Raw genomic sequence first — 24,476 nt, 5'->3', positions numbered from 1 at the left:
TGTTTGGTAAGGCGCAGCGGAAATGCCGCTGCGCCGGGTCAATTCAAGTGTTTGATCATTCACGGCTGGGCACTCCAGCCGCCGACCGGGGCGGCAAAACGATAGACCACCGGGCGTTTTTCACCATCGGCGCGGGGGCCGAAGTTGTTGTCGATACCCAGCCATGCGCCCTCAGCGTCCACCACCAGGGCTTCAGCCAAGCCATAGGGCTGGGCGTAACGCCGCTCGGGCGTCAGGGTTTCGTCGGCAAACGACCAGCACAGCTCAACCTTGGCCGTGACCGCATCGCGGCGGCAAATCTGGAACGCGTTGCGCTCCAGAGTGAACAGCTTGCCGTTGAACAGGGAAAGATCAGCGAAATCCTTGGACACAGCCTTGGCGTCGGTGAACTTGGCCGGCTGTACTTCCTGGCCGGCCTCACTCAACAACACGCACGCGCCGTCACAATCCCACAGGCTTTGCGGGCGCTTGATGGAAATCAAGCCGCGCCGCTCGCGCTCCGCCGCCAACCAGATCTGATTGCCTTGCGGGTTCACCGCCAAGCCTTCGAACAAGGCATTGAAGTGCAGCAACATGCCACTGGCCCGCGCTTCACGCACCATGCCTGGGGCAATCTTCAGCCATTCAGGCGCGCCCGTGACCGGCACCTGCAGCACCGCCGCATGGGCTTCACTGACGATGTAGCGATTACCGGCGGCATCGCAGCTGATTCCTTCAAAATCCAGGTCGCCACCGCGAATGAACGAAGCAGCCTTGGTGCGCGAACGCAGCCCCCACGGCAGACCGGACTCCGGCACGGGCGGGACATCGATTTTCAGCGTTTCGGCCTGCCAGGTCGGCGCGCTGATATCCAGGCGGTAGATCTGGTCGTCGTCACGGTCGGAAACCGTCCACAACTCCTTGCCGCACATAGCCAGACCCGACAGGTTGCCGCCGCGCATGCCGTCCACCGGGTGCTCGGACACGAGCTTGAGCTCGGCCACGGGCGCAGCCACCACCGGGGTGGCCGCCAGCCCGCTCAACATCAGGATCGCCAGGGCGACGCCTGTGCGCATCAGCCCAGCACCTCGGCCAGGTTGCCTTTGGATTCCAGCCACGCCTTACGATCCGGCGCACGCTTCTTCGCCAGCAGCATGTCCATCATTTCCGAAGTGCCGGCGTAGTCTTCCAGGGTCAACTGCACCAGGCGTCGGGTGTTCGGATCCATGGTGGTTTCACGCAATTGCGGCGGGTTCATTTCGCCCAGGCCTTTGAATCGCGTGACCTGTGGCTTGCCGCGCTTCTTCTCGGCAACCAGGCGGTCGAGGATGCCGTCGCGCTCGGCTTCATCCAGGGCATAGAAAATCTCCTTGCCCAGGTCAATGCGATACAGCGGCGGCATGGCGACGTAGACGTGACCGGCATCCACCAGCGGGCGGAAGTGCTGTACGAACAGCGCACAGAGCAATGTAGCGATGTGCAGGCCGTCGGAGTCGGCGTCGGCGAGGATGCAGATCTTGCCGTAGCGCAGTTGGGCGATATCCGCCGAACCTGGATCAACACCAATGGCCACGGCGATGTTGTGCACTTCCTGGCTGGCCAGGACTTCACTGCCGTCGACTTCCCAGGTGTTGAGGATCTTGCCGCGCAACGGCAGGATCGCCTGGAATTCCTTGTCCCGCGCTTGCTTGGCGGAACCGCCGGCGGAATCACCTTCCACCAGGAACAGCTCGGAACGCATCGGATCCTGCCCGGCGCAATCGGCCAGTTTGCCGGGCAATGCCGGGCCCTGGGTGATGCGCTTGCGCTCGACCTTCTTGCTGGCCTTGAGGCGACGGCCGGCGTTGTTGATCGCCAGTTCGGCCAGGGCCAGGCCCAGCTCAGGATGCTCGTTGAGCCACAGGCTAAAGGCGTCCTTGACCACACCGGAGACAAATGCTGCCGCCTCACGGGACGACAGACGCTCTTTGGTCTGCCCGGAGAACTGTGGCTCCTGCATCTTCATCGACAGCACGAACGCGATGCGCTCCCACACGTCTTCCGGCGCCAGCTTTACACCTCGCGGCAGCAGGCTGCGGTATTCGCAGAATTCGCGCATGGCATCCAGCAGCCCCTGGCGCAAACCGTTGACGTGGGTGCCGCCCTGGGCGGTGGGGATCAGGTTGACGTAGCTTTCCTGCACACTGTCGCCGCCCTCGGGCAACCACAGCAGCGCCCAGTCGACCGCTTCTTTATTACCGGCCAGGCTGCCGCAGAACGGCTCGTTTGGCAGGCGTTCGAAGTCGCTGACGGAATCTTCCAGGTAGGAGCGCAGGCCGTCCTCAAAGTGCCATTCGACCTTCTCGCCGGTGCCTTTGTCTTCAAAGGTCACCAGCAGGCCCGGGCACAACACGGCCTTGGCCTTGAGCACATGCTTGAGGCGGCTGATGGAGAACTTCGGCGAATCGAAGTATTTCGGGTCCGGCGCAAAGTACACGCTGGTGCCGGTATTGCGTTTGCCCACGGTGCCGATCACTTCCAGGTCGGTGGCTTTGTAGCCATCGGCGAAGGTCATCTGGTACTCGTTGCCATCGCGCTTGACCTTGACCCGCACCAGCGTCGACAGGGCGTTGACCACGGAAATACCCACACCGTGCAAGCCACCGGAGAACTGGTAGTTCTTGTTGGAGAACTTGCCGCCTGCGTGCAGCTTGGTGAGGATCAGCTCGACGCCCGACACGCCCTCTTCCGGGTGAATGTCCACCGGCATGCCGCGACCATCGTCGGACACTTCCAGGGAGTGGTCAGCGTGGAGAATGACGTGCACCGACTTGGCGTGCCCGGCCAAGGCTTCGTCGACGCTGTTGTCGATGACTTCCTGGGCAAGGTGGTTCGGCCGACTGGTGTCGGTGTACATGCCGGGGCGTTTGCGCACCGGGTCGAGGCCCGAGAGGACTTCGATGGCGTCGGCGTTATAAGAGCTAGCGCTGGGAGTGGCCATGGGGTCTCGTCGTGAGTCGTTCGATTAAAAAGTAACCTGCGGTTTCCAAGGCAATTACAGTGCCGAAAAATCGAAGGATTGATACTGATCTGCGCCAATGCCGGCAAAGCTGAGCAGCGCCGGCAATTGCTGGGCGAACCCTTGGTAACCATGGTCGCCACCGGCCTGGATGCGCAAGGCACAGGCCCGGTAATACTGCTGGGCGAGGCGATAATCCAGGGTTTCATCCCCGGTCTGCAACCACACCTGGTAACGCGCCGCGTCCTGGGGCGCCGGCACTTCCAGCTCGGCCAGCGCCGTGACGTGGTCGTGGGTCAATTCCCAGGTTTCATCGGTGTAGAGGTTCTTCTGGGTGCCCAGGTAACCGTCGAACATCCGATGGGGGCTCACCGCCGGGTTGACCAGCAGCGCCTTGAGGCCATGGCGCTCGGCAAGATGGGTTGCATAGTAGCCGCCGAGTGAGCTGCCGACCAGCAGTGGCCGCCCCAGTTGGACAATGGCCTCCTCCAACTGAGGAATGGCCTGACGCGGGTGGTGATGCAGGGCCGGCACACGCAGTTGGTCGGCCAGGCCGAGGCTGTCCATCACGGTGATGAGCTGGCTGGCCTTGTTGGACGCCGGCGCACTGTTGAAACCGTGGATATACAGGATCGAAGCAGACATACCGGGCTCTCCGTGCTTGCGCCAAAAGGGCGCAGTTTACAGGTAAATCTCAGTAGCCGTTGCTACCGTAATCCACCATAAACGCGAAGCCGGCCAGCCGCTCTACACCAGTTTCCAACCGTCCGTCGGCATGCAAACGCAGCCAACGATAGCCTGGCGCGTCCTCACTGACCTTGAAGTCCTCGCTGCCCGGAGCGAACTGGATACAGGTGGACGGCGATGCCAGCAGGCGCACGCCGTTGCGCTCACGGTCGATTTCCTGATGCACATGACCCCAGAGTACGGCCTTGACCTGGGGGAAGCGGTCCAGCACGGCAAACAGCGCCTCGGGGTTGCGCAGGCCGATGGGCTCCATCCAGGCACAGCCGATGGACACCGGGTGATGGTGAAAGCACACCAGATGGTGACGGTTTGGCGCTTCGCTCAGAGCCTGAGCCAGTAGTTGCAGTTGTTGGTCTTGCAGGTAACCCGGCACGGAACCGGGTACGGCGGAGTCCAGCAGGATGACCCGCCAGTTGCCCACATCCACCACCGGCTCCAATAAATCGCTGTGCACGGCGGCGTGGGCCATGATTTGCGGTTCGTCATGATTACCGGGAATCCAGCGCGCCGGGGCGTCGATCTGCCGGGTCATGTCACGAAACTGCTGGTACGACTCCAGCGTGCCGTCCTGTGACAGGTCCCCCGTGGCCAACACCAAATCGATGTGCGGCTGCTGCGCGCGCACCAATTCGATGACGCCTTGCAGGCTGTCACGGGTATTCATGCCCAACAGCACAGCGTCGGCCTCGGCAAACAAATGACTGTCGGACAGTTGCACCAGCAATACCGGTGCATCGGGGTTCACGGTGGATACGCTCGGCAAGGCGCTCTCCCAAGGCAATCACAGGAATGGACAATTGGGGCGATTATGCTGGGGCAGAACGCAAAGAGGAAACCCAGGGAAGCAGACGCAGTTCACATCTACCGCACGACTTCGAACTCATGACCCAGGGCCAGGCAATGGCTCAACCACTCACCGAGGAACACATTGAGCTGCGCTTTCTCATCGGGCTGGTGCATGAACACGTTGGGGTAAGGATAGATGCTGCGAAAGCGTCGTGCATGTTCGGCGCTGATCACTTCCGCCATACGGGCGTCGTGGTAGACCTGCACTTCCAGTTGCGGCACCGGCAGCCAAGGCAGGCTGTGCTCCTGGCGCACGCGCAGGGTGGTGGTGTATGGGCAGTTGACGATGACTTCCAGGGCCAGCACGCCGAGCATCTGGTCGCCATGGGTAACGCCGATACGCCGCGCCTCGGGGGCGTGGCGCATGTCGGGCAACAGGCGCATCAGCCGCGCATAGTTGGCTTCGCAGGCGGCTTGCAGCCCGATCAGGTCGACTCGATAACGTTCCCGCGCCTTTACTGCCATAACCCCCTCACTTCCGCGCGATTAAGCGCAAGCCATTGCAGGGCGATAATGCTGGCTGCGTTGGAAATCTTACCGTCGCGCACCGCTTGCAGGGCATCTTCGAAGGCCCAGACGGTGACGCGGATATCTTCTGCCTCTTCTTCCAGTCCATGGACACCACCGGCACCGACGCTCTCGCAACGGCCCAGGTACAAATGCACAAACTCGGTACTGCCACCGGGCGACGGGAAATACTTGGTGATCGGCCACAGCGCGGAGAACGTCAGCCCTGCTTCCTCCTCGGCTTCGCGGTGTGCAACCTCCTCTGGCTGTTCTTCCTTGTCGATCAGCCCCGCGACCATTTCCACCAGCCAAGGGTTGTTGCTGCGGCCCATGGCACCTACTCGGAACTGCTCGATCAATACCACTTCATCGCGCTGCGGGTCGTACGGCAGGACACACACCGCGTCGTGACGGACGAAAACTTCGCGGTTGATTACACGACTCATGCCGCCATCGAACTTTTCGTGGCGCAGTTGCACGCGATCAAGCTGGTAGAAGCCCTTGTAGGCATTGTCGCGCTGAACAATCTCAATCTTGCTCGGCGTCGATTTTGCGGTGTCCGTCATATCCTTTCCTCGTTATGCCTGAGCAATTCGCGCCATCCTAACGCGCTCGCGCCCTAGGATGCAGCCCCTTTCCGGTTGCCGGGATAGACGGCGGCGGTCAAACTCACTCTAATCAGCTTAGTGGCGAACTGACTGCCTTGCAGGTAGTCGAAGCTGCACAATTTCGCTCTTATCGATAGACGAAGGACATCCATGTCGCTTTTAAAAATCGCCTCCGTGGCCTGCATCGCCTTGACCCTCGGCGCCTGCCAAAGCCTGTTCCAACCCAACTGGCGCACCCCGCTGGAAGCCACCCGCGACACCACCGAACAAACCCGGCCGGGCTGTGCCAGCGCCGATTGCGCGTTGGTGAATATCGACACCGTGCACTTTGCCAAAGACCCCAAGCTCGACGCCTTGATTGAACAGCGCCTGCTGGAAATGACCGGCGCCAACCCGCTGCCGACCAGCCTTGAGAGCTATCGCGAGCAATTCCTGAAAACCGCGGCGCCCAGCAACAGCATGTATTTGCAGGCCAAGGTACGGGAGCAGCATGACGGCTTGGTGATTATCGAACTGTCCAGCTACCTGGATCAGGGCGCCACCCATGGCGAGCCGGGCCGTGCGTTCATCAACTATTCGCGCCAGCAGCAAAAAGCGCTGTCGCTCACCGATATGCTACTGCCGGGCAAGGAAGACGCCTTCTGGAAAGCCGCCCAGGTGGCGCACAACAGTTGGCTGATCAGCACCCGCCTGAGCCTGGAACCGGAGTTCGTGAAAACCTACCCCTTCCAGAAAACCCCGAACGTGGCGCTGACCTATGGTGGCGTGGTCCTCAAGTACCCCACCACCACCATCGCGCCGTATGCCTTGGGCCATGTCGAGTTGCAGATTCCCTACTCGCGCCTGGAAGGCATCCTCAAGCCTGAGCTGGTGCCTGCGCGCCGCTGAAGGCGCGACCCAGGATGAACTGCAGCAACCCTGCCAGCACCAGCGCCGGCAGGGTTGCGCCGACATCCGGGTAGAGATTCGCCAACAAGTGGTAAGTGGCGATGCCACCCAGCCAGGCCAGCAACGCCGACCAATGCAGGCTGGTGACCACACCCTGGCCACGACGGCGCAGGAGGAAATGATCCACCAACACGACGCCGAACAACGGCGCGAACACCGAGCCGATCAACAGCAAGAAGTTCTGGTACTGGGCCAACGGCGCAAAACAGGCGATCAAGGTGCAGATCACCCCGATAGCCAATGCCAGGTGCTCGACTTTCAAGCGCAACAAAATCCCGCTGGACACCGCCGCCGAGTGAATATCGGCAAAGGCGTTTTCCGACTCATCCAACAGGATCAGCAGCAGCGGAATCCCCAGGCCCGCACCCGCCAACGCCAGGAGCAGCGCGTTCACTTCGCCGCTTGGCGCGAACGCCAGGGTATAGGCCACGCCCAGGCTCATCAGCCAGAAATTACCGATAAAGAATCCCAGCGCGGTGCCGCCGAAGACACTTTTGGCGCGCTTGCCGAAACGGGAGTAATCGGCAATCAGCGGCAGCCACGACAGCGGCATGGCGATGGCAATATCAAAGCCCACCGCAAATGGCAGCGAACCGTCACCGGCCTGAGCCCATAACGCGGCCAGGTCGGCCTTGGCAAACAGGTTCCAAGTCAGCCACACGCAGGCGGCGAGCAGCAGCCAGATGCCCCATTTGCGCAGGATCTGACGCACAAAGGTCAATGGACCGCTGACTGCCAGCAAGGTCGCCAGGCCGCCAAAAAACAGCGTCCACAACACAGGACTGGCCAACAGGCTGCCCTCGCTGAATGCCCGCGTGCCCAGCAGGCTGGCGGCATCGCGCATCACGATGATTTCGAACGAGCCCCAGCCGATCAGTTGCAGCAGGTTCAGCAACGCCGGCAGGCTTGCACCCTTGGCGCCGAGGCTGAGCTTGAGCGCGGCCATGGCGGACAGGCCGGTATCGCTGCCGATCACGCCGACGGCGGCCAGCAAGAGCACGCCGACCAGGGTGCCGAGAAAGATTGCCAGCAATGAACCGCTAAGGCCCAGGCCCGGAGCGAGCAACGCGCCGGTTTGCAGGACCATCAGGCCGATGCCGAGGGAGAACCACAGGGAGAACAGGTCGCGGGCGCCGAAGACTCTTTTGTCAGCAGGCACCGCGATGTCGGGGGAATAGGTGCTGGGTTGAATGCTCAAGGGTTTTATCTCTGAAGAACATTTGTTGTTTGGGAGATAGCAATCGGGGGCAAGCCCCCTCCCACAGTTTTGAAAGTGTTCACAATTCAAATGTGGGAGGGGGCTTGCCCCCGATGAGGCCGGCACAGTTACCGCCAACCCCGGATCAGACCTTCTTGTACAGCTGACTCCCCTCCTGCTTGAACCGCTCCGCCTGCTCCGCCAGCCCCTTGGCCACATCCACATCCACCGCGTCAATGCGCTGGTTGGCCGCGTATTCACGCACTTCCTGGGTGATTTTCATCGAACAGAATTTCGGCCCGCACATCGAGCAGAAATGCGCGACCTTGGCCGAGTCCTTCGGCAGGGTTTCGTCGTGATAGGAACGTGCGGTGTCCGGGTCCAGGCCGAGGTTGAACTGGTCTTCCCAGCGGAACTCGAAGCGCGCCTTGCTCAAGGCGTTGTCGCGGATCTGCGCGCCCGGATGACCTTTTGCCAAGTCTGCCGCGTGGGCCGCGATCTTGTAGGTGATGATCCCGGTCTTCACGTCATCCTTGTTCGGCAGGCCCAGGTGCTCCTTGGGCGTGACGTAGCACAGCATGGCGCAGCCGAACCAGCCGATCATCGCCGCACCGATACCGGAGGTGATGTGGTCGTAACCCGGCGCGATGTCGGTGGTCAACGGGCCGAGGGTGTAGAACGGCGCCTCGTCGCAGCATTCAAGCTGCTTGTCCATGTTCTCCTTGATCAACTGCATCGGCACGTGGCCGGGGCCTTCGATCATGGTTTGCACGTCGTGCTTCCAGGCGGTCTTGGTCAGTTCACCGAGGGTTTCCAGTTCGCCGAACTGCGCGGCGTCATTGGCGTCGGCAATCGAGCCAGGGCGCAGGCCGTCGCCGAGGGAGAAGCTGACGTCATAGGCCTTCATGATTTCGCAGATTTCGTCGAAATGCGTGTAGGTGAAGTTCTCTTTATGGTGCGCCAGGCACCACTTGGCCATGATCGAACCGCCACGGGACACGATGCCGGTGACGCGCTTGGCAGTCAGCGGCACGTAGCGCAGCAAAACGCCGGCGTGGATGGTGAAGTAGTCGACGCCCTGCTCGGCCTGTTCGATCAGGGTGTCGCGGAACAGCTCCCAGGTCAGGTCTTCGGCGGCGCCACCGACTTTTTCCAGGGCCTGGTAGATCGGCACGGTACCAATCGGCACCGGCGAGTTGCGGATGATCCACTCGCGGGTTTCGTGGATGTGCTTGCCGGTGGACAGGTCCATCACGGTGTCCGACCCCCAGCGAATGCCCCAGGTGAGTTTCGCCACTTCTTCTTCGATGGACGAACCCAGGGCGCTGTTGCCGATGTTGCCGTTGATCTTCACCAGGAAGTTGCGACCGATGATCATCGGCTCCAACTCGGTGTGGTTGATGTTGGCCGGGATGATTGCGCGGCCACGGGCGATTTCTTCGCGCACAAACTCGGGGGTAATGATTTTCGGCACGCTGGCGCCGAAGCTGTGGCCAGCGTGTTGCTGGTCCAGCAGGCCACTGGCGCGGGCCTCTTCAAGCTTCATGTTTTCGCGGATGGCGACGTATTCCATCTCGGCGGTGATGATGCCTTTGCGTGCGTAGTGCATCTGGGTGACGTTGGCACCGGCCTTGGCGCGGCGCGGGTTCTTCACGTGGGCAAAGCGCAATGCGGTCAGTTCGGCGTCGCTGAGCCGTTGCTGGCCGAAGTGCGAGCTCAGGCCGGACAGGCGCTCGGTGTCGCCGCGCACTTCAATCCACGGCGAGCGCACATCGCCCAGGCCTTTGCGCACGTCGATGATCACATTGGGGTCGGTGTACGGCCCGGAGGTGTCATAGACCACCACGGGGGCGTTGATTTCACCGCCGAAATCGGTGGGGGTCACGTCCAGGCTGATCTCACGCATCGGCACACGAATGTCCGGGCGAGTGCCCTGCACGTAGATTTTTTGCGAGCGGGTAAACGGCTGCACAGAGCCGGAGTCGACCTTGGCCGATTCACTTAAATGCACAGTGTTTTTTAGTTTTGTCGTCATCACGGGCTCCAACATATCCAGGCGGTGGATTTTTGTCGGAGCGAACCTGTGACGGATGGACGCACTGAAACCAGTGCTGTGCTTGGCGCACGAGGACTGTTCGAGTGTCGAACAGCATCCCGGACGAAGCACAAGAGGACTCGCCGGGTGACGAGAAATCTTGTTCCCTACGCAGGCGCTAACCTGATCAGGTTCAACGGGATCCGGTATTTACCGATCTCAGCCTTCCAACAAGGCACCCCGACAAGAACGCGGCCAGTCTAGACCATGCCGTGGGCAAATTGCCAACAGTGGAGCATTCAGCGTGATGAATGGCGCAATTGCAGGATTGTTGTGCCGGGGTCGCACCACTACACTCGGGTGCTGCCTCAAGGCTTGACGCCAGGAATGGCCAGCCGTAGCCTTGGGCGCTAAATTATCACCGTAATATTCACACTAGGGATCGCCTCATGCTGCGCAAACTTTCACTGGCTGTTGCCGTGTCTTGTGCGACCAACGCAATGGTCTGGGCAGCAGAAGCGCCCTTGTCTGCCAGAACCGATCTGGTCAGCGTCTATCAGGAAGCGGTGGATAACAACGCCAACCTGGCTGCCGCCCGCGCCCAATACGGCGCGCAAAAAGAAGTGGTGCCCCAGGCACGCGCCGGGTTGCTGCCGAATTTGTCGGCCGGTGCCGATATCAACAACGTGCGCACCCAGATCGACACACCAGCGGCCACTGCCAACCGCGACGCCCATTCCTGGCGCGCAACCCTGAGCCAGCCGCTGTTCCGCGCCGACCGCTGGTTCCAGCTGCAAGCCGCCGAGGCCGTCAACGAGCAGGCCGCATTGCAACTGTCAGCCACGGAACAGAACCTGATCCTGCAAAGCGCAGAGAGCTATTTCGCCGTGCTGCGCGCCCAGGACAACCTGGCCTCCACCAAGGCCGAAGAGAACGCCTTCAAGCGCCAACTGGACCAGTCCAACGAGCGCTTCGATGTGGGCCTGTCGGACAAGACCGACGTGCTGCAATCCCAAGCCAGCTACGATACCGCTCGCGCCAACCGCATCCTGGCCCAGCGCCAGGTGGATGACGCCTTTGAAGCGCTGATCACCTTGACCAACCGCCAGTACAACTCGATCCAGGGCATCGTGCACACGTTGCCGGTGTTGCCGCCGCTGCCGAACGACGCCAAGGCGTGGGTCGAAACCGCCGGCCGCCAGAACCTGAACCTGCTGGCCAGCAACTACGCCGTTACCGCTGCCGAAGAAACCCTCAAGCAGCGCAAGGCTGGCCACGCGCCGACCCTGGATGCGGTGGCGCAGTACGAAAAAGGCGATAACGACGCCCTCGGCTTCAGCAACCCAAATGCCTTCGGCACGCCGTATCGCGGTGATGTCGAGCAGCGCACCATCGGCCTGCGCCTGAGCATCCCGCTGTACAGCGGCGGCCTGACCAGCTCGCAAGTGCGTGAGTCGTACTCGCGCCTGGGCCAGACCGAGCAGCAGCGCGAAGGCCTGCGCCGACAGGTAGTGGAAAATACGCGCAACCTGCACCGCGCCGTGAACACCGATGTGGAACAGGTGCAGGCGCGCCGCCAGTCGATCATCTCCAACCAGAGCGCGGTGGAAGCCACGGAAATCGGTTACCAGGTGGGTACGCGCAATATCGTCGACGTGCTGGACTCACAGCGCCAGCTCTACTCGTCGGTGCGCAACTACAACAACAGCCGCTACGACTACATCCTCGACAACCTGCGCCTGAAGCAGGCGGCGGGCACCTTGAATCCAGGGGATTTGCAGGACCTGACGCGGTACCTGAAGGCGGACTACAACCCTGATAAAGACTTCCTGCCGCCGGACCTGGCCAAGGCTGCCGCCGAACAACTCAAAGCCCGACCGGGTTATTGAACACACTTGGATCATTGTTGAGTCAGTGAGTGATCAGTCTGGCCAACCCATCCAGCAGGCGCTTCAGCGCGCCTTGGTTGGCCTGCATCACCTTGAGCCCCGCCTGCGCCATCCGACGCGCATCCTGCGGCAGCTCGAACAGCTGCCGCACGGCTTCGGCCAACCCTTGCGCGTCATCCACCTCACGCAAAGCCCCGGCTTCGCGCATCATCGCGGTGATTTCGAGGAAGTTGAACACATGCGGCCCCATGATCACCGGCTTGGCCAGCGCCGCCGGCTCCAGAGGGTTGTGCCCGCCGGTCGCCACCAGGCTGCCGCCGACGAAGGCGCTGTCGGCCAGGGCATACAGAAACAGCAACTCGCCCATGGTATCGCCGAGCAGCACCGAGGTGTGTGCACTGACGGGCTCGCCGGTGGAACGGCGCACCGTGGCAAACCCTTGCTGCTTGCACAGCTCGAACATCGGACCAAAACGCTCCTGATGACGCGGCACCAGAATCAGTAATGCATTGGGATAGCTGGCGAGCAACTGACGATGCGCGGCCAACACCACCTCATCTTCACCTTCGTGAGTACTGGCGGCGATCCACACCGGACGCTCGCTGGCGCCCCATTGCTCGCGCAATGCGGCCGCTCGCTCCAGCAGTTGCGGGTCGATGGTCAGGTCGAACTTGATTGAACCGGTCACCTCTACAGTCTCCGGCCGCGCGCCAAGGCTCAAGAAGCGCTGGGCCTCGGTGTGCGTCTGCACAGCGAACAAACTCATTTGCGCCAGCATCGGCGCCGTCAGCTTGGCGAAACGTCCATAACCCTTGGCCGAACGGGCCGACAGCCGCGCATTGGCCAACGCCACCGGAATACCGCGCCGAGCGCAGGCGTGGATATGGTTGGGCCACAGCTCGGTTTCCATGATCACCGCGAGCCTGGGCTGCACGCGGTCGAGAAAACGCTTGGCCGCGCACGGCAAGTCGTAGGGCAAATAGCAGTGCTGGATGCGCGGCTCCTTGGCGAACAACGCCTGGATCCGCTCGGAGCCGGTGGGCGTCATGCAGGTGACGGTGATCGGCAGCTGTGGATAACGCTGCAGTAGCCCGCGGATCATCGGCGCGGCGGCAATGCTTTCGCCCACTGACACGGCATGCACCCAGATCCCGCCCGGCTTCATCACCGGCAAGCCATAAGAGAAGCGCTCGCCCACGCGCTCGGCGTAGGCCGGCGCCTTGCGGGCGCGCAGCCACAGACGTAAAGCCACCAACGGCAGCGCCAGGTAAAACAGACAGCTGTAGAGAGTTCTATTCATGGCGGCGGAGTTTATCCACTTTTTCAATCAATCGCCCGCAGGCACTCGGCAAAACGTTCGGCGAGGAAACGTGCCGCGGGCCCGAGGTGCTCATCGCGGCGCCATACCAGCTCTACCACCAGGGCCGGCGGCGTCCACTCGCTGCCCAACTCAACCATTTGTTGCTGATAAGTCGGATATTGCACGATGTGCCGCGGCAGCCAGGCCCAGCCCAGGCCACTCATCAGCCATTCGGCCAATACGTAGAAACTGTCGGCGCGCCACACCAGCGGGCTGGCGGCTTCGCTGCCGGGATAGACACTGGTCTGCGTCGACATCAGCAGTTGCCGGTACTGGGCCAGGCGCTGGCACGTCACGTACCCGTCCTTGGCCAGCGGGTGGTTCACACCGCAGACCGTGACCATTTCCACACTGCCCACCACGCGCCGCTCAAGGGCCTCGGGAATCTGATCGTGATAGAACAACAGGCCCAGGTCCGCCTTGCGCTCCACCAATTTGCGCGCCACGTCGCCTTGGGCGGCACTGGACAGCTGCACTTCCAGCAAAGGGTATTGCACCGCCAGCGCCTCAAGGCTGTCGAGCACCGGCTGGAACAGCATCGCCTCGTCCTGAGCCAGGCGCAGGCAGGCTTCTTCACCACGGGTCAGCGACAACGCCCGGCCGTTGAGCCGCTCACATTGACGCAGCACTTCGCGCGCCTCTTCCAGCAATACGCTGCCGGCTTCCGTCAGGCGCGGCTGGCGGCCACTGCTACGCTCAAACAGGCTCACGCCCAGGTCTGCCTCCAGCAGCGCAACTGCATTGCTCACCGCCGATTGCGCCTTGCGCTGCCCACGCGCCACGGCCGAAAACGAACGCTGCTCGGCGACGTCGACAAACAGGCGCATCTGTTCCAGATTCCACTGCATGGCCAACCCATCTCCCAATCGGATAGGTAATGACTTTACCCCATCTGGCAAAGCTCTAGAATGCCGACCTTATCCAATGCGCTGCACACCGAGGATTGACGCCATGAACCCTGCCTACTATTACCTGGCTATCGCCATTTGCTCGGAAGTGATTGCTACTGTCTCGATGAAAGCCATCAAGGGTTGGAGCACGCCAATCCCGTTACTGCTGGTGATCGTCGGCTACGGCGTGGCCTTCTGGATGCTGACGCTGGTGGTGCGCACGGTGCCGGTGGGTGTGGCCTACGCCGTGTGGGCCGGGATGGGCATCGTGATGGTCAGTATCGCGGCGCTGTTTATCTACGGGCAGAAGCTGGATGTCCCGGCGATGCTGGGGATGGGCCTGATTGTGCTGGGCGTGGTGGTTATCCAGTTGTTCTCGAAAACCGCCGGGCATTAAGCACCCGATATTCGCAGCCTCGCTAAAGCTCGACAGCGCCTACGGTGTGCACGGTTTGAGAATGTATACTTGCGGCCTTGTTTAGAAATGAGGTCGCCCATGCCATCCGTTATGTCCACCGACGTTCTGATTGTCGGCGCCGGAGTTGCCGGCCTCTGGCTGAATGCGCGCCTGCGCCGCCAGGGGTTTTCCACGGTGGTGGTGGAAAGTGCCACGTTGGGTGGCGGGCAAAGTCTGAAGTCCCAGGGGATCATTCACGGCGGTGCGAAATACGCCCTGCACGGCGCCCTTACCGGTGCCTCCGAAGCGATAGCCGATATGCCGCGCCGCTGGCGTGAAGCCCTGGCGGGCAACGGCGAGCTGGACCTGTCCGGCGTGCGCTTGCTGTCCGAAGCCCATTACCTGTGGTCCCCCGGCACGATCGCCGGCAACCTCACCAGCTTTTTTGCCAGCAAGGCCGTGCGTGGCCGTGTCGATCAGGTCAAGGGCGACGACCTGCCAGCGGCACTGCAAGACCGCCGTTTCAAAGGCAAGGTGTATCGCCTGGCCGAGTTGGTGGTGGATGTGCCAAGCCTGATCAACCGCCTCGCGCACTTGGCCGGTGACGGCTTGCTTGCAGGGCAGCAGATCGAACCGCTTTATGAAGGCAACAAACTGGTGGGTTTGAAGGTCGATGGCCGCGAAATCCGCGCCCAGCGCATCGTCCTGAGTGCCGGCGGCGGCACCGCTGAACTCCTGGCAACACTGGGCCTGAGCAACCCGGCCATGCAAAAGCGCCCGTTGCACATGATCATTGCCAAAGGCCCCGGCCTGAAGCCGCTGTACGCCCATTGCCTGGGCGGCGGCACCAAGCCGCGTATCACCGTGACCACCCATCCGGCTGCCGATGGCAACTGGGTGTGGTACATGGGCGGTGATATTGCCGAGGCCGATGGCGTGGCGCGCACGCCCGAAGAGCAAATCGCCACCGCCCAGAAAGAACTCGCACAATTGCTGCCCTGGATCGACATGAGCCAGACCCGCTGGGCCACTCTGCGCGTGGACCGTGCCGAGCCGCTGCAATCAGGCCTGAGCCGTCCCGACAACGCCTTTGTCGCAGAAGAAGGTCGCCTGCTGGTAGGATGGCCAACCAAACTGGCGTTGGCGCCAGACTTCGCCGATCGGGTGATCAACAGCCTCGAACGTGACGGTATCCGCCCGAACACCTGCGAGCCACTGCCTGAGCTGCCTAAACCCGCCCTCGGCGTACCGGCCTGGGAGCAACTGCTGCCATGAGCCTACCCACCTTGCACGACCTGCATCGCCCTTTGGGCAGCACCGGCATTCTGGTCTCGCCGCTGGGCCTGGGCACCGTCAAGCTGGGCCGCGACCAGGGTGTGAAATACCCTAACGGCTTCCAGATTCCGGATGACGATGAAGCGCGGATGCTCCTGCGCCAGGCCCGCCAGTTGGGCATCAACCTGATCGACACCGCACCGGCCTATGGGCGCAGCGAAGAACGCTTGGGGCCGCTGTTACGCGGCCAGCGCAAGGATTGGGTGATCGTCAGCAAGGTCGGCGAAGAGTTCGAAAACGGCGTCTCGCAGCACGACTTCAGTGCTGCCCACACCCGGCTGTCCATTGAGCGCAGCTTGAAACGACTTGAAACGGATTTTATCGACCTGGTGCTGGTGCACTCCGATGGCAACGACCTGCACATCCTCAACGACTGCGAGGTCTACCAAACCCTGGCGGAGCTGAAAAAAGAGGGCAAGATTCGCGGCTTCGGCTTCTCCGGCAAAACCGTCGAAGGCGGCGTGAAGGCTTTGGAACAAGGTGATTGCGCGATGGTCACTTACAATCTGAACGAACAGACAGAGAAAGCCGTCATTGAATATGCGGCGGCCCATGACAAAGGCATTCTGGTCAAAAAGGCGCTGGCCAGTGGCCACGTTTGCCTTGAGCCTGGAATGGATCCAATACATGCGAGCTTCATGCTGTTGTTTGCGCAAACCGGCGTCGCCAGTGCTATTGTCGGGACCATTAATCCGCTGCACCTGGCCCATAACGTGGCGACCGCTGCCAAGGTCATTCGTCAACTCTGATGCCGCCCACGCGGCCGACCCCGTCGCAAAAAGGAGCCGACATGCCGCGAACGCTCATAAGAAAAAACCCCAGCAACTTTAAAACACTGCCGCTGCACGTCGAAGCCACCCCCGAAGGCCTGAGCTACCAGAGCGTGGGCATGCCGCTCAACTTCGCCCAGACCCTGCAACGGCGCAAGCCGGTGGAGGTGGCAGACCCGGAACGTTTCGCACTGGAACTGGCCAACCTCGGCGTCTCGGTACGCCTGACACTGCACTGGCAAAACCGCGATTACTGGGTGCTGGTGCGCCAGCGTCGCCAGGACCGTGGCGACGTGGTGCTCAAGCTGATCTCCGGCTATGTCCCGGCCCATGAACTGAACCTGCCGCTGCATACGGCCATCCAGGAAATTGCCGAAGAATGCCTGCTGGAAACGCCCGAAGGCTGGCTCGGCGGGCGCTTCAACGATACCTGGCTACCCGCCCCCTACTCCGCCGCCCTGCATTACCGCGAAGCGCTGCCGTTTCGCCTCAGCCCGCTGTCCGGCGCGGCGCGCCCGGTGCGTTGCGCCACCACCCAGTTGATCGAACGCCCACGGGCCTATGTGCATTTGCCCACGGCGTCGCTGCAATTGATCTACGACCTGCGCCTGGAAGTGCCAAAGGAAGCCAAGTCCCTGAGCCTGTTCCACGTGGATGAGCGCCTGGAAGGCGACCAGTTGGTAGCACGCCTGGACCGCAAGCGTCCGGACCTGTACCTGATGCCCCTCAAAGACGGCCAGCCCCTTCCCGAGCTGTACACCGTAAAAAAAGACCAGCTGTACCCGGCGAGCACACGGGGCTTGTACCTGGCAGAAAGCTTCGCCCAACAGGAAGGCTGGCTGGTGCGTGAAGAGCGCATTCGCTGGAAGGATTGGCTCAGGCAGCAAGGCCTGGCGGAGCCGGAGAAAGAATCGAAGCTGAAGGGATTGGCGCGGCGAGTGCTGCGCAAGATCGTGCCGAAGAAGAAAGCCAAGGGCTGAGTGAGCTGCAATCCAACTGTGGGAGGGGGTAAGCACCCTCCCACAGCTGATAGCATTTAGCCGTTGATTAGTCGCTGGAGGCCGACTTTCAACGGGGTCGGCTCGGGCAATTTGAAACTCGCCAACAACCGCTGGTTATTCGCCCGCGAATGCCGGATATCCCCTGACCGCGCAGGCCCGTAGGTCACAGCCGGCAAACTGCCCACCGCCTCTTCCAGCGCCTGCAGCACTTGCTTGAGGGTGGTGGTACGGTTCCAACCCACGTTAATGGCCCCCAAAGGTGCGTCCGGCGCTTCGATGGCCTGCACCAAAACATCCACCAGGTCTTCCACGTACATGAAGTCGCGGGTCTGCTCGCCATCGCCAAACACGGCAATCGGCAAACCCTGCTGGGCACGCTCGCTGAAGATACTGATCACGCCGGAGTAAGGCGACGACGGGTCCTGACGCGGACCGAAGATATTGAAGAAGCGGAAGATCACCGGCTCCAGACCATGCTGGCGGCGATAGAAATCAAAGTACTGCTCGCCAGCCAGCTTGTCGGACGCGTAGGGCGTCAACGGCGCCTTGGTGGTCTCTTCGTCAATCGAAGCACCCTCGCCGTTGTTGCCATACACCGCCGCGCTGGACGCAAACACCACACGCTTGACCCCGGCCTGGCGCATGGCTTCGCAGACATTCAGGGTGCCGACGAAATTGCTCTGGTGCGTACTCACCGGATCATCCACCGAGGCCTGCACGGACGCCACCGCCGCCAGGTGCACCACCGCCGTCGCGCCAACCGCGGCACGCGCCACCAGCGCGGCATCGGCGACATCCCCTTCGAGCAACTCGACACGCGGGTTGCCCAGCGGCAGGTTGCTGCGTTTGCCTGTGGACAGGTTGTCCAGCACACGCACTGCGTAGCCTTTGGCAAGCAAGGCATCGACGAGATGCGAGCCAATAAAGCCCGCGCCCCCCGTGATCAGGACCATCGGATCAGCCTTACTCATTGTTGCGAATCTTCTCGACAATCGCCGTGGTCGAGCTGTTCTCGACCAGGCCCAGTACTTTGACCGTGCCGCCATAAGCGCTGACGATATCGGCACCGACCACCTGGTCGACGGAATAGTCGCCGCCCTTGACCAGCACGTCCGGCTTGACCTGGGCCAGCAGGTTTTCCGGGGTCGCTTCAGGGAAGCTGATCACCCAGTCCACTGCGCCCAACCCGGCCAGTACGGCCATGCGCCGGTCGACGCTGTTGATCGGACGGCCAGGGCCTTTCAGGCGGCTGACCGATGCGTCGTCGTTGACCGCCACGATCAGGCGGTCGCCTTGGGCGCGGGCCTGCTCCAGGTAAGTCACGTGGCCGGCGTGCAGGATGTCGAAGCAGCCGTTGGTGAACACAATGCTTTCGTTGTGCGCACGCGCATCGTCAATTGCCAGCAGCAATTGCTCGATGGTCAGCACACCGCGCTCCGAGCCCTCGGAGCGCTGGATGGCACGGCGCAGTTCAGGTGCGCTGATCGCAGCGGTACCCAACTTGCCGACCACGATGCCCGCCGCCAGGTTGGCCAGGGCCACGGCGTGGGGCAGTTCTTCGCCGGCCGCGATGGAGGCGGCCAGGGTGGAAATCACCGTGTCGCCGGCGCCGGTGACGTCGAACACTTCACGGGCCCGCGCCGGCAGGTGCATCGCCGGGTGGCCGGGACGCAGCAGGGTCATGCCGTGCTCGCCACGGGTCACCAGCAAGGCGCCGAGGTCGAGATCGGCCATGAGCGCCGCGCCTTTGGTGACCAGTTCGTGCTCGTCGGCGCAACCGCCGACGATGGCTTCGAACTCGCTGAGGTTCGGCGTGATCAGGCTGGCGCCCCGATAAATCGAGAAGTCCTTGCCCTTGGGATCGGCCAGGACCGGAATACCCTTGGCCTTGGCGGCCTGGATCAGTACCTGATGGTTCTTCAGTGCGCCTTTGCCGTAGTCGGACAAGACCAGCACTTTGACGCCTTCGAGCAATTCGTCGACCTGGCCGCTGAGGGCCAAAGCGTCGGTGGCGAAGGGTTCTTCAAAATCGATACGCAGCAATTGCTGGTGACGGCTCATGACCCGCAGCTTGACGATGGTCGGCTGATAGGCGATGCGCTGGAACAGCGCACGCACGCCGGCACCGCGCAGGCTGTTGGCCAGGCTGTCGGCGGCTTCGTCGTCGCCGGTCACACCCACCAGGGAGGCCGGGGCGCCGAGGGCGGCAATATTGAGGGCAACGTTGGCAGCGCCACCTGGACGGTCTTCGATTTGCTCGACCTTGACTACCGGTACCGGCGCCTCAGGGGAAATCCGTGAGGTACCACCATGCCAGTAACGGTCGAGCATGACATCGCCGACCACCAAGACAGGGGCTTGATCGAATCGCGGCATGGACAACTTCATGGAGCAACCCACATACAAAATGAACAGGGGCGCGATATTAGCACAGGGTGAGCGCCGCCTAGTTCGAGAGCTTTATCCGCACCGCATCACGCGCCAAAACTGGTTAATTTTTATACAAAATCGCCAGAATACGCGCCACCGCTTCGTCCAGTTCAACCTCATCGGTGTTGATTTCGCAGTCGGCCTGCCGAGGGGCCTCGTAGGGGCTGTCCAGACCGGTGAACGCTTTGATACGCCCATCCAGCGCCGCACGGTACAAACCTTTGGGGTCACGCCGTGCACATACGTCGAACGGCGTGCTGACGTAAACCTCAAAGAACTGCCCCGGCCCGAACAGTGCCCTGGCGGTCGCGCGGTCGACGCTGAACGGCGAGATTGCTGACACAATCACAATCAATCCCGCGTCCACCATCAAGCGCGCCACTTCGCCGATGCGCCGGATATTTTCCTTGCGCGCCGCATCGCTCATGCCCAGGTCATTGCACAGGCCCGAGCGCAAATTGTCGCCATCAAGCACAAAAGTGTGCCGCCCCTGCTCATTGAGTTGCACCTCCAGGGCATTGGCCAGGGTCGATTTGCCGGACCCGGACAACCCCGTCAACCACAGGCAGCACGGTTGTTGATGCTTGAGCGCCGCCCGTGCGGTCGCCGACAACGACAAGGCAAAGGGACGGATGGCAGCGGCATCTCTGGCCAGCGACTGCTTATTCATAACCCAACACCTCGTAATCACGCTGATAGGCGCGCTTGACCAAACGGCGCGTGCGCACGGAGCAAAACGCTCTCACCGGCTCGCTTCGCCGCCCCAGTGAAACATTCAGATGTGGCAGCGATGAGGTCACGCCAAGGCGCTCGCACAGGTGCTGGAAATCTTGCTCCAGGGATTCCTGGCGCCCGAGAAAATCCATGGCCATTTGGCCCAGGTGATCGACCAGAAAGTCGGTCTGGGGTGCGAAATGCAGTTGGCGGCGCAGGTTGTCCGGGTGCAGCCAGCCGGCCACAAAATGGTCGAAGTCGCGGTAGTGGCTGACCAGCGCCTGGGCTTGCAGATCGCGGGCGCCCATGTGGTTACTGCGTAGGTAGTTGTAGGCCGAGTAGGCACGCTCCAGCGGGTCACGCACGAAGGCGAATTTGAAACTGCGCTCGCAGTGTTGGGGAAACTGTTGCTCATACCAGTAATACGGCAGGTGCCCCGGCCAGCGCCCATCGAGAAGTGCCGAGCACACGCTGCTGCCGGCGCACTTGGGCACATGGATAAACACACAATTGTGCTGTTCGAAAGCCGGATTAAGGGTGGTCACCCCCGACAGGGATTTATTGACGGCCTGGCGATCCACCACCGACAACCGCCCCAGCAAGAACACCCTCTGGGGTTTGGGAAGCAGTTTCCACAACAGACGTTGCAACATTCCATTACCCACGCAAGAAGGTTAGCCCTCTCGTTCGTCATTCGAATCGAGAAGGCCAACATAACAAACGACAGGCAGTGAATTATTTGGCTTTGGTCAAGCCCTGTAAGGGTCTTGATACAAACAGCGGGGCGCATTGCGCGCCCCGTTGGTTCAGGTGATGTTGTTCGCGACCGGCTCGTCCAGCCCCATGGCGTGCAGGCGCGAGTAATAGCCGCCCTTGGCCAGCAGTTCGACATGCGTACCACGCTCGACAATTTCGCCGTGGTCCATTACCAGAATCAGGTCGGCCTTTTCGATGGTCGACAAACGGTGTGCGATCACCAGGGTGGTGCGGCCTTTCATGACCTTATCCAGTGCGGCTTGGATATGCCGCTCGGACTCGGTATCCAGCGCCGAGGTCGCTTCATCCAGGATCAGCAGCGGGGCATTTTTCAGCAGGGCCCGGGCAATCGCCAGGCGCTGGCGCTGGCCACCGGAAAGCAGCACGCCGTTTTCACCGACTTCGGTGTCCAGGCCTTTGGGCAGCTCCGCGATGAAGTCCATGGCGTAGGCATCGGCCGCTGCTTTTTCGATGTCGGCACGCGGCGCGTCGGCCAGGTCGCCGTAGGCGATGTTATTGGCCACGGTATCGTTGAACAGGGTCACATGCTGGGTAACCTGGGCCACATGGCGGCGCAGGTTGCGCAGGCGATAGTCTTCGATCTCGACTTCGTCCAGCAGGATTTCCCCGGTTTCATGATGGTAGAAACGCGGAATCAGGGCGGCCAGTGTCGACTTGCCGCTGCCTGAGCGTCCGACCAGGGCGATCATCTGCCCAGGCGCTGCGCTGAAGCTGATGTTCTTGAGCACTTCGCGCTCGGTGCCTGGGTAAGTGAAGCTCAGGTTGCGCACGTCCAGGCGACCGCTGACGCGATCACGCTCCACGGTACCGCCGTCGACTTCAGGCACTTCATCCAGTTGTTCAAAGATGCTTTCTGCGCCGGCCACACCTTTCTGGATCGTCGAGCTGACTTCCGACAGCTGGCGGATCGGCTTGGGCAGCAGGCCCGCCGCCGTTATGTAGGCCACGAGATCACCTGCCGTCGCCTCACCGCGCAACAGCAGCACCAGGAACATCAACGCGGCCATGGCCGTGTAGATCACCAGTTGCAGCATCGGCGTGTAGACCGCGCCGGTCTTGTTCATGCTCAGTTGCTTGTCGGTGTTGCCCTGGCTGGCGGCGGCAAAGCGGCGCTGCTCGTAGTCTTCGCCGCCGAAGCTGCGCACCACGCGGTAACCCTGGATTGTCTCGGAGGCGACGTGGGTCACGTCGCCCATCGCCACCTGGATCTTCTTGCTCTGCTTGCGGAATTTCTTGCTGGTGCTGCCGACCATGATTGCGATCAACGGCAGGATTGCCAGCATCACCAGGGTCAGTTTCCAGTTCATCCACAGCAGGTAGCCGAACAGGAACACCACCGTAAGGCCTTCGCGGATCACGACTTTGATCGCATCCGTGGCCGCGCCGGTGACCATGGTCACGTTGAAGGTGATGCGGGAAATCAGGTGCCCCGAGTTATGGGTATCGAAATAGCGATTAGGCAGCACCAACAGCTTGTTGAACAGCTGGACCCGCAGGTCATGCACCAGCCCCAGGGAAACCTTGGCCAGGTAGTAGTTACCCAGGAAAGAGCCGAGGCCTTGCCACGCGGCGATCAGGATGATCAGCAGCGGCACGGCCATCAGCAACTTCAGGTCCTTGAAAAACGGGACCTTGGGCAAAAACACCACATCGGGATTGCTCAAGCCATCCACGAAGTACTTGAGAATCCCGGCGAGCATTGGCTGGGTCGAAGCAAAAATCACGAAGCCCACGATACTCAGCAGGAACATGCCGAGGTACGGTTTCACATAGCCCAGCAGCCGGAAATAGATTTTCAGGCTGGATTCCTGGTCCGCTTTGGGCGGTGCGTCACTCATGTGTCGAGCTCACTGATTGGGTAGGACGCGAACTTTATCACACGCGTCGGGTTTGGCCCGAGCCCAGACCAAAACACTGGCCAGCGCAATCGGCAGCCAGGAAATGAACCACTCGGCACGCGGCGTGCCCGTCAGGCTGGCGGCGTCGAACTGCATGGCCAGGAACGAAAACACCCACATGCCGATGACGCCCTTGCCGTAGAGGGTGTCGCGGGCCTTCCAGGCTTGCCACAGCACACCGAACCACAGGCCGCACCACAGCAGCAGACCCGGCAGGCCCAACTCGATGCTCACATGGGTGAACAGGTTATGGGAGTGGTCAAAAAAGAGGTTATCGGCAAATATCTTGTAGTCGCCGCCCAGCCCGAGGCCGGTCCAAGGGCGCTCGCTGATCATTTGCACGGCCGCCATGAAAATCTGCGGGCGGTAGGACACACCACGGGCCAGCATCAGCGATTGCATGGCGAAGAACACCGCCAGGGCCGCCACCACTGCGCCAATGGCAATCACGGCGGTACGCCGGTCACGGCACCAGGCAGGCATCGCCACCACTGTCAGCAGCAACGCCAGCGCGGCGCCACGGCTTTGGCTCAACACCACGAACAGCCCGAGGAACCCAACCGCCAGCACCCAACCCACTTGCATCCAGCGCCCACGGGGAACCCAGTGCAACAGCCAGACGGCCGCCAAGCCGATCACGTAGGCGCCCAGGATGGGGTGGGACAATTGGCCCAAGCCGGCCAGACGCGCCGTCCAGCTATTATGCTCAATGCCATAGAATTTGATGATTGCAAGCAGCGACGACAATGCCAGCCCGAAGCCACCCCATTGCATCACGCGAATGACGCGCTCGGGTTGACCACACGCAAACACCGGGAAAAACAGCAGGAACACGCCGATATACAGCAGGCGCTTGGCCTCGCGGGACGGGTCTTCGGCGTTGGTCCACAACAGGCTGATCGCGCCCCAGACAGCAAGCGCGGCAATCATCAGGCAGATCCAGCGCTGTTCGTGCCAGACCTCCTTGAGACGCTCACGCGCCGCCCAGGCAAACACCATTGCCGGCAACCACAGGAACAGCGTCAAGCCTTGTTGATAAATCTTATTGGTCGGCGCGAAGGCAACTGCCAGCAAAAACCAAAGTAACCCCAAAATCATCCATACCTGCGCCCAACGACTTGCTTGCATCACCCGCTCCTGAATACGTTC

General features: G+C 61.7%; 22 protein-coding genes and 1 riboswitch. Of the genes, 6 read left to right on the top strand and 16 right to left on the bottom strand.

Going from position 1 to position 24,476, the window contains the following annotated elements:
- Positions 1–59: 59 nt before the first annotated feature.
- From AB3G88_RS02500 to AB3G88_RS02475, 6 genes are all read right to left on the bottom strand, one after another.
- On the bottom strand, positions 60–1,055 hold the full coding sequence (locus tag AB3G88_RS02500; RefSeq protein WP_099583692.1) for an esterase-like activity of phytase family protein: 996 nt from the start codon (positions 1,053–1,055) through the stop codon (positions 60–62).
- Positions 1,055–2,959: a DNA topoisomerase IV subunit B gene (gene parE / locus AB3G88_RS02495; protein ID WP_099583693.1), complete on the bottom strand. Its 1,905-nt coding sequence runs from the start codon at positions 2,957–2,959 to the stop codon at positions 1,055–1,057. The genes AB3G88_RS02500 and parE overlap by 1 nt, the downstream gene beginning before the upstream one ends.
- Positions 2,960–3,013: 54 nt before the next feature.
- On the bottom strand, positions 3,014–3,622 hold the full coding sequence (locus AB3G88_RS02490) for a YqiA/YcfP family alpha/beta fold hydrolase (protein ID WP_099583694.1): 609 nt from the start codon (positions 3,620–3,622) through the stop codon (positions 3,014–3,016).
- 49 nt (positions 3,623–3,671) lie between these two features.
- On the bottom strand, positions 3,672–4,487 hold the full coding sequence (gene cpdA / locus AB3G88_RS02485; RefSeq protein WP_480453078.1) for a 3',5'-cyclic-AMP phosphodiesterase: 816 nt from the start codon (positions 4,485–4,487) through the stop codon (positions 3,672–3,674).
- Between the two features lie 98 nt (positions 4,488–4,585).
- Entirely contained in the window at positions 4,586–5,035 is a 450-nt protein-coding gene (locus tag AB3G88_RS02480) for a DUF1249 domain-containing protein (protein ID WP_003171323.1), read from the bottom strand.
- Complete coding sequence (locus tag AB3G88_RS02475) at positions 5,026–5,643, bottom strand: NUDIX domain-containing protein (protein ID WP_480453076.1); 618 nt, start codon at positions 5,641–5,643, stop codon at positions 5,026–5,028. The genes AB3G88_RS02480 and AB3G88_RS02475 overlap by 10 nt, the downstream gene beginning before the upstream one ends.
- Positions 5,644–5,835: 192 nt before the next feature.
- Here AB3G88_RS02475 and AB3G88_RS02470 point away from each other — a divergent pair, with 192 nt between their 5' ends.
- Positions 5,836–6,573, top strand: coding sequence for an RsiV family protein (locus tag AB3G88_RS02470; protein WP_099583697.1), 738 nt, complete (start codon positions 5,836–5,838; stop codon positions 6,571–6,573).
- On the opposite strand, the gene cytX is transcribed toward AB3G88_RS02470, so the two are convergent.
- Together cytX and thiC are read right to left on the bottom strand one after the other, a co-directional pair.
- Positions 6,542–7,831 (bottom strand): putative hydroxymethylpyrimidine transporter CytX, encoded by a 1,290-nt coding sequence (gene cytX, locus AB3G88_RS02465; protein ID WP_480453073.1) that lies wholly within the window; start codon positions 7,829–7,831, stop codon positions 6,542–6,544. The genes AB3G88_RS02470 and cytX overlap by 32 nt on opposite strands.
- A gap of 145 nt (positions 7,832–7,976) precedes the next feature.
- Positions 7,977–9,866, bottom strand: coding sequence for a phosphomethylpyrimidine synthase ThiC (gene thiC, locus AB3G88_RS02460; protein ID WP_099583699.1), 1,890 nt, complete (start codon positions 9,864–9,866; stop codon positions 7,977–7,979).
- Positions 9,867–10,013: 147 nt separating this feature from the next.
- Positions 10,014–10,119: riboswitch (TPP riboswitch) on the bottom strand.
- Between the two features lie 196 nt (positions 10,120–10,315).
- Between thiC and AB3G88_RS02455 the strand changes: the two genes are divergently transcribed.
- A complete protein-coding gene (locus AB3G88_RS02455; RefSeq protein WP_480453071.1) occupies positions 10,316–11,755 on the top strand; it encodes a TolC family outer membrane protein in 1,440 nt (479 codons plus the stop codon).
- Positions 11,756–11,777: 22 nt separating this feature from the next.
- On the opposite strand, the gene waaA is transcribed toward AB3G88_RS02455, so the two are convergent.
- Complete coding sequence (waaA, locus tag AB3G88_RS02450; RefSeq protein ID WP_480453069.1) at positions 11,778–13,055, bottom strand: lipid IV(A) 3-deoxy-D-manno-octulosonic acid transferase; 1,278 nt, start codon at positions 13,053–13,055, stop codon at positions 11,778–11,780.
- Between the two features lie 23 nt (positions 13,056–13,078).
- A complete protein-coding gene (locus AB3G88_RS02445; protein ID WP_112193106.1) occupies positions 13,079–13,969 on the bottom strand; it encodes a LysR family transcriptional regulator in 891 nt (296 codons plus the stop codon).
- 97 nt (positions 13,970–14,066) lie between these two features.
- Between AB3G88_RS02445 and AB3G88_RS02440 the strand changes: the two genes are divergently transcribed.
- From AB3G88_RS02440 to AB3G88_RS02425, 4 genes are all read left to right on the top strand, one after another.
- The gene (locus AB3G88_RS02440; protein ID WP_003236297.1) at positions 14,067–14,402 is read left to right on the top strand and encodes a DMT family transporter; all 336 of its coding nucleotides are present in this window, start codon (positions 14,067–14,069) and stop codon (positions 14,400–14,402) included.
- A 99-nt stretch (positions 14,403–14,501) separates the two neighbouring features.
- The gene (locus tag AB3G88_RS02435; protein ID WP_480453066.1) at positions 14,502–15,677 is read left to right on the top strand and encodes an NAD(P)/FAD-dependent oxidoreductase; all 1,176 of its coding nucleotides are present in this window, start codon (positions 14,502–14,504) and stop codon (positions 15,675–15,677) included.
- Positions 15,674–16,486, top strand: coding sequence for an aldo/keto reductase (locus tag AB3G88_RS02430; protein ID WP_480453064.1), 813 nt, complete (start codon positions 15,674–15,676; stop codon positions 16,484–16,486). Before AB3G88_RS02435 ends, AB3G88_RS02430 begins: the two co-directional genes overlap by 4 nt.
- 41 nt (positions 16,487–16,527) lie before the next feature.
- Positions 16,528–17,487, top strand: coding sequence for a metal ABC transporter ATPase (locus tag AB3G88_RS02425; RefSeq protein ID WP_099583705.1), 960 nt, complete (start codon positions 16,528–16,530; stop codon positions 17,485–17,487).
- Positions 17,488–17,543: 56 nt separating this feature from the next.
- Here AB3G88_RS02425 and AB3G88_RS02420 read toward each other — a convergent pair whose 3' ends face one another.
- From AB3G88_RS02420 to AB3G88_RS02395, 6 genes are all read right to left on the bottom strand, one after another.
- Positions 17,544–18,479 (bottom strand): UDP-N-acetylglucosamine epimerase PgnE, encoded by a 936-nt coding sequence (locus AB3G88_RS02420; protein WP_099583706.1) that lies wholly within the window; start codon positions 18,477–18,479, stop codon positions 17,544–17,546.
- Positions 18,472–19,896 carry a bifunctional D-glycero-beta-D-manno-heptose-7-phosphate kinase/D-glycero-beta-D-manno-heptose 1-phosphate adenylyltransferase HldE gene (gene hldE / locus AB3G88_RS02415; protein ID WP_480453061.1) on the bottom strand — a complete coding sequence of 475 codons (1,425 nt, stop codon included), beginning with the start codon at positions 19,894–19,896 and terminating at the stop codon, positions 18,472–18,474. Before hldE ends, AB3G88_RS02420 begins: the two co-directional genes overlap by 8 nt.
- Positions 19,897–19,999: 103 nt before the next feature.
- On the bottom strand, positions 20,000–20,608 hold the full coding sequence (cysC, locus tag AB3G88_RS02410; protein WP_099583708.1) for an adenylyl-sulfate kinase: 609 nt from the start codon (positions 20,606–20,608) through the stop codon (positions 20,000–20,002).
- Complete coding sequence (locus AB3G88_RS02405) at positions 20,601–21,305, bottom strand: sulfotransferase family 2 domain-containing protein (RefSeq protein WP_250926000.1); 705 nt, start codon at positions 21,303–21,305, stop codon at positions 20,601–20,603. The genes cysC and AB3G88_RS02405 overlap by 8 nt, the downstream gene beginning before the upstream one ends.
- 153 nt (positions 21,306–21,458) lie before the next feature.
- Positions 21,459–23,267: a lipid A export permease/ATP-binding protein MsbA gene (gene msbA, locus AB3G88_RS02400; RefSeq protein WP_099583710.1), complete on the bottom strand. Its 1,809-nt coding sequence runs from the start codon at positions 23,265–23,267 to the stop codon at positions 21,459–21,461.
- 9 nt (positions 23,268–23,276) lie between these two features.
- A complete protein-coding gene (locus tag AB3G88_RS02395; RefSeq protein WP_099583711.1) occupies positions 23,277–24,455 on the bottom strand; it encodes an O-antigen ligase family protein in 1,179 nt (392 codons plus the stop codon).
- Between the last annotated feature and the right edge of the window lie 21 nt (positions 24,456–24,476).

The sequence above is a fragment of the Pseudomonas arvensis genome, from assembly GCF_056688935.1.
The sequence above is the reverse complement of the archived record's forward strand: the minus strand, read 5'-3'. Positions and strand labels throughout refer to the sequence as shown.

Bases quoted from the DNA above. Each gene is read 5' to 3' on its own strand.
- AB3G88_RS02500 (WP_099583692.1), bottom strand. From the start codon at position 1,055: ATGCGCACAGGCGTCGCCCTGGCGATCCTGATGTTGAGCGGGCTGGCG.
- parE (WP_099583693.1), bottom strand. From the start codon at position 2,959: ATGGCCACTCCCAGCGCTAGCTCTTATAACGCCGACGCCATCGAAGTC.
- AB3G88_RS02490 (WP_099583694.1), bottom strand. From the start codon at position 3,622: ATGTCTGCTTCGATCCTGTATATCCACGGTTTCAACAGTGCGCCGGCG.
- AB3G88_RS02480 (WP_003171323.1), bottom strand. From the start codon at position 5,035: ATGGCAGTAAAGGCGCGGGAACGTTATCGAGTCGACCTGATCGGGCTG.
- AB3G88_RS02475 (WP_480453076.1), bottom strand. From the start codon at position 5,643: ATGACGGACACCGCAAAATCGACGCCGAGCAAGATTGAGATTGTTCAG.
- AB3G88_RS02470 (WP_099583697.1), top strand. From the start codon at position 5,836: ATGTCGCTTTTAAAAATCGCCTCCGTGGCCTGCATCGCCTTGACCCTC.
- thiC (WP_099583699.1), bottom strand. From the start codon at position 9,866: ATGACGACAAAACTAAAAAACACTGTGCATTTAAGTGAATCGGCCAAG.
- AB3G88_RS02455 (WP_480453071.1), top strand. From the start codon at position 10,316: ATGCTGCGCAAACTTTCACTGGCTGTTGCCGTGTCTTGTGCGACCAAC.
- waaA (WP_480453069.1), bottom strand. From the start codon at position 13,055: ATGAATAGAACTCTCTACAGCTGTCTGTTTTACCTGGCGCTGCCGTTG.
- AB3G88_RS02440 (WP_003236297.1), top strand. From the start codon at position 14,067: ATGAACCCTGCCTACTATTACCTGGCTATCGCCATTTGCTCGGAAGTG.
- AB3G88_RS02435 (WP_480453066.1), top strand. From the start codon at position 14,502: ATGCCATCCGTTATGTCCACCGACGTTCTGATTGTCGGCGCCGGAGTT.
- AB3G88_RS02430 (WP_480453064.1), top strand. From the start codon at position 15,674: ATGAGCCTACCCACCTTGCACGACCTGCATCGCCCTTTGGGCAGCACC.
- AB3G88_RS02425 (WP_099583705.1), top strand. From the start codon at position 16,528: ATGCCGCGAACGCTCATAAGAAAAAACCCCAGCAACTTTAAAACACTG.
- AB3G88_RS02420 (WP_099583706.1), bottom strand. From the start codon at position 18,479: ATGAGTAAGGCTGATCCGATGGTCCTGATCACGGGGGGCGCGGGCTTT.
- hldE (WP_480453061.1), bottom strand. From the start codon at position 19,896: ATGAAGTTGTCCATGCCGCGATTCGATCAAGCCCCTGTCTTGGTGGTC.
- cysC (WP_099583708.1), bottom strand. From the start codon at position 20,608: ATGAATAAGCAGTCGCTGGCCAGAGATGCCGCTGCCATCCGTCCCTTT.
- AB3G88_RS02405 (WP_250926000.1), bottom strand. From the start codon at position 21,305: ATGTTGCAACGTCTGTTGTGGAAACTGCTTCCCAAACCCCAGAGGGTG.
- msbA (WP_099583710.1), bottom strand. From the start codon at position 23,267: ATGAGTGACGCACCGCCCAAAGCGGACCAGGAATCCAGCCTGAAAATC.
- AB3G88_RS02395 (WP_099583711.1), bottom strand. From the start codon at position 24,455: ATGCAAGCAAGTCGTTGGGCGCAGGTATGGATGATTTTGGGGTTACTT.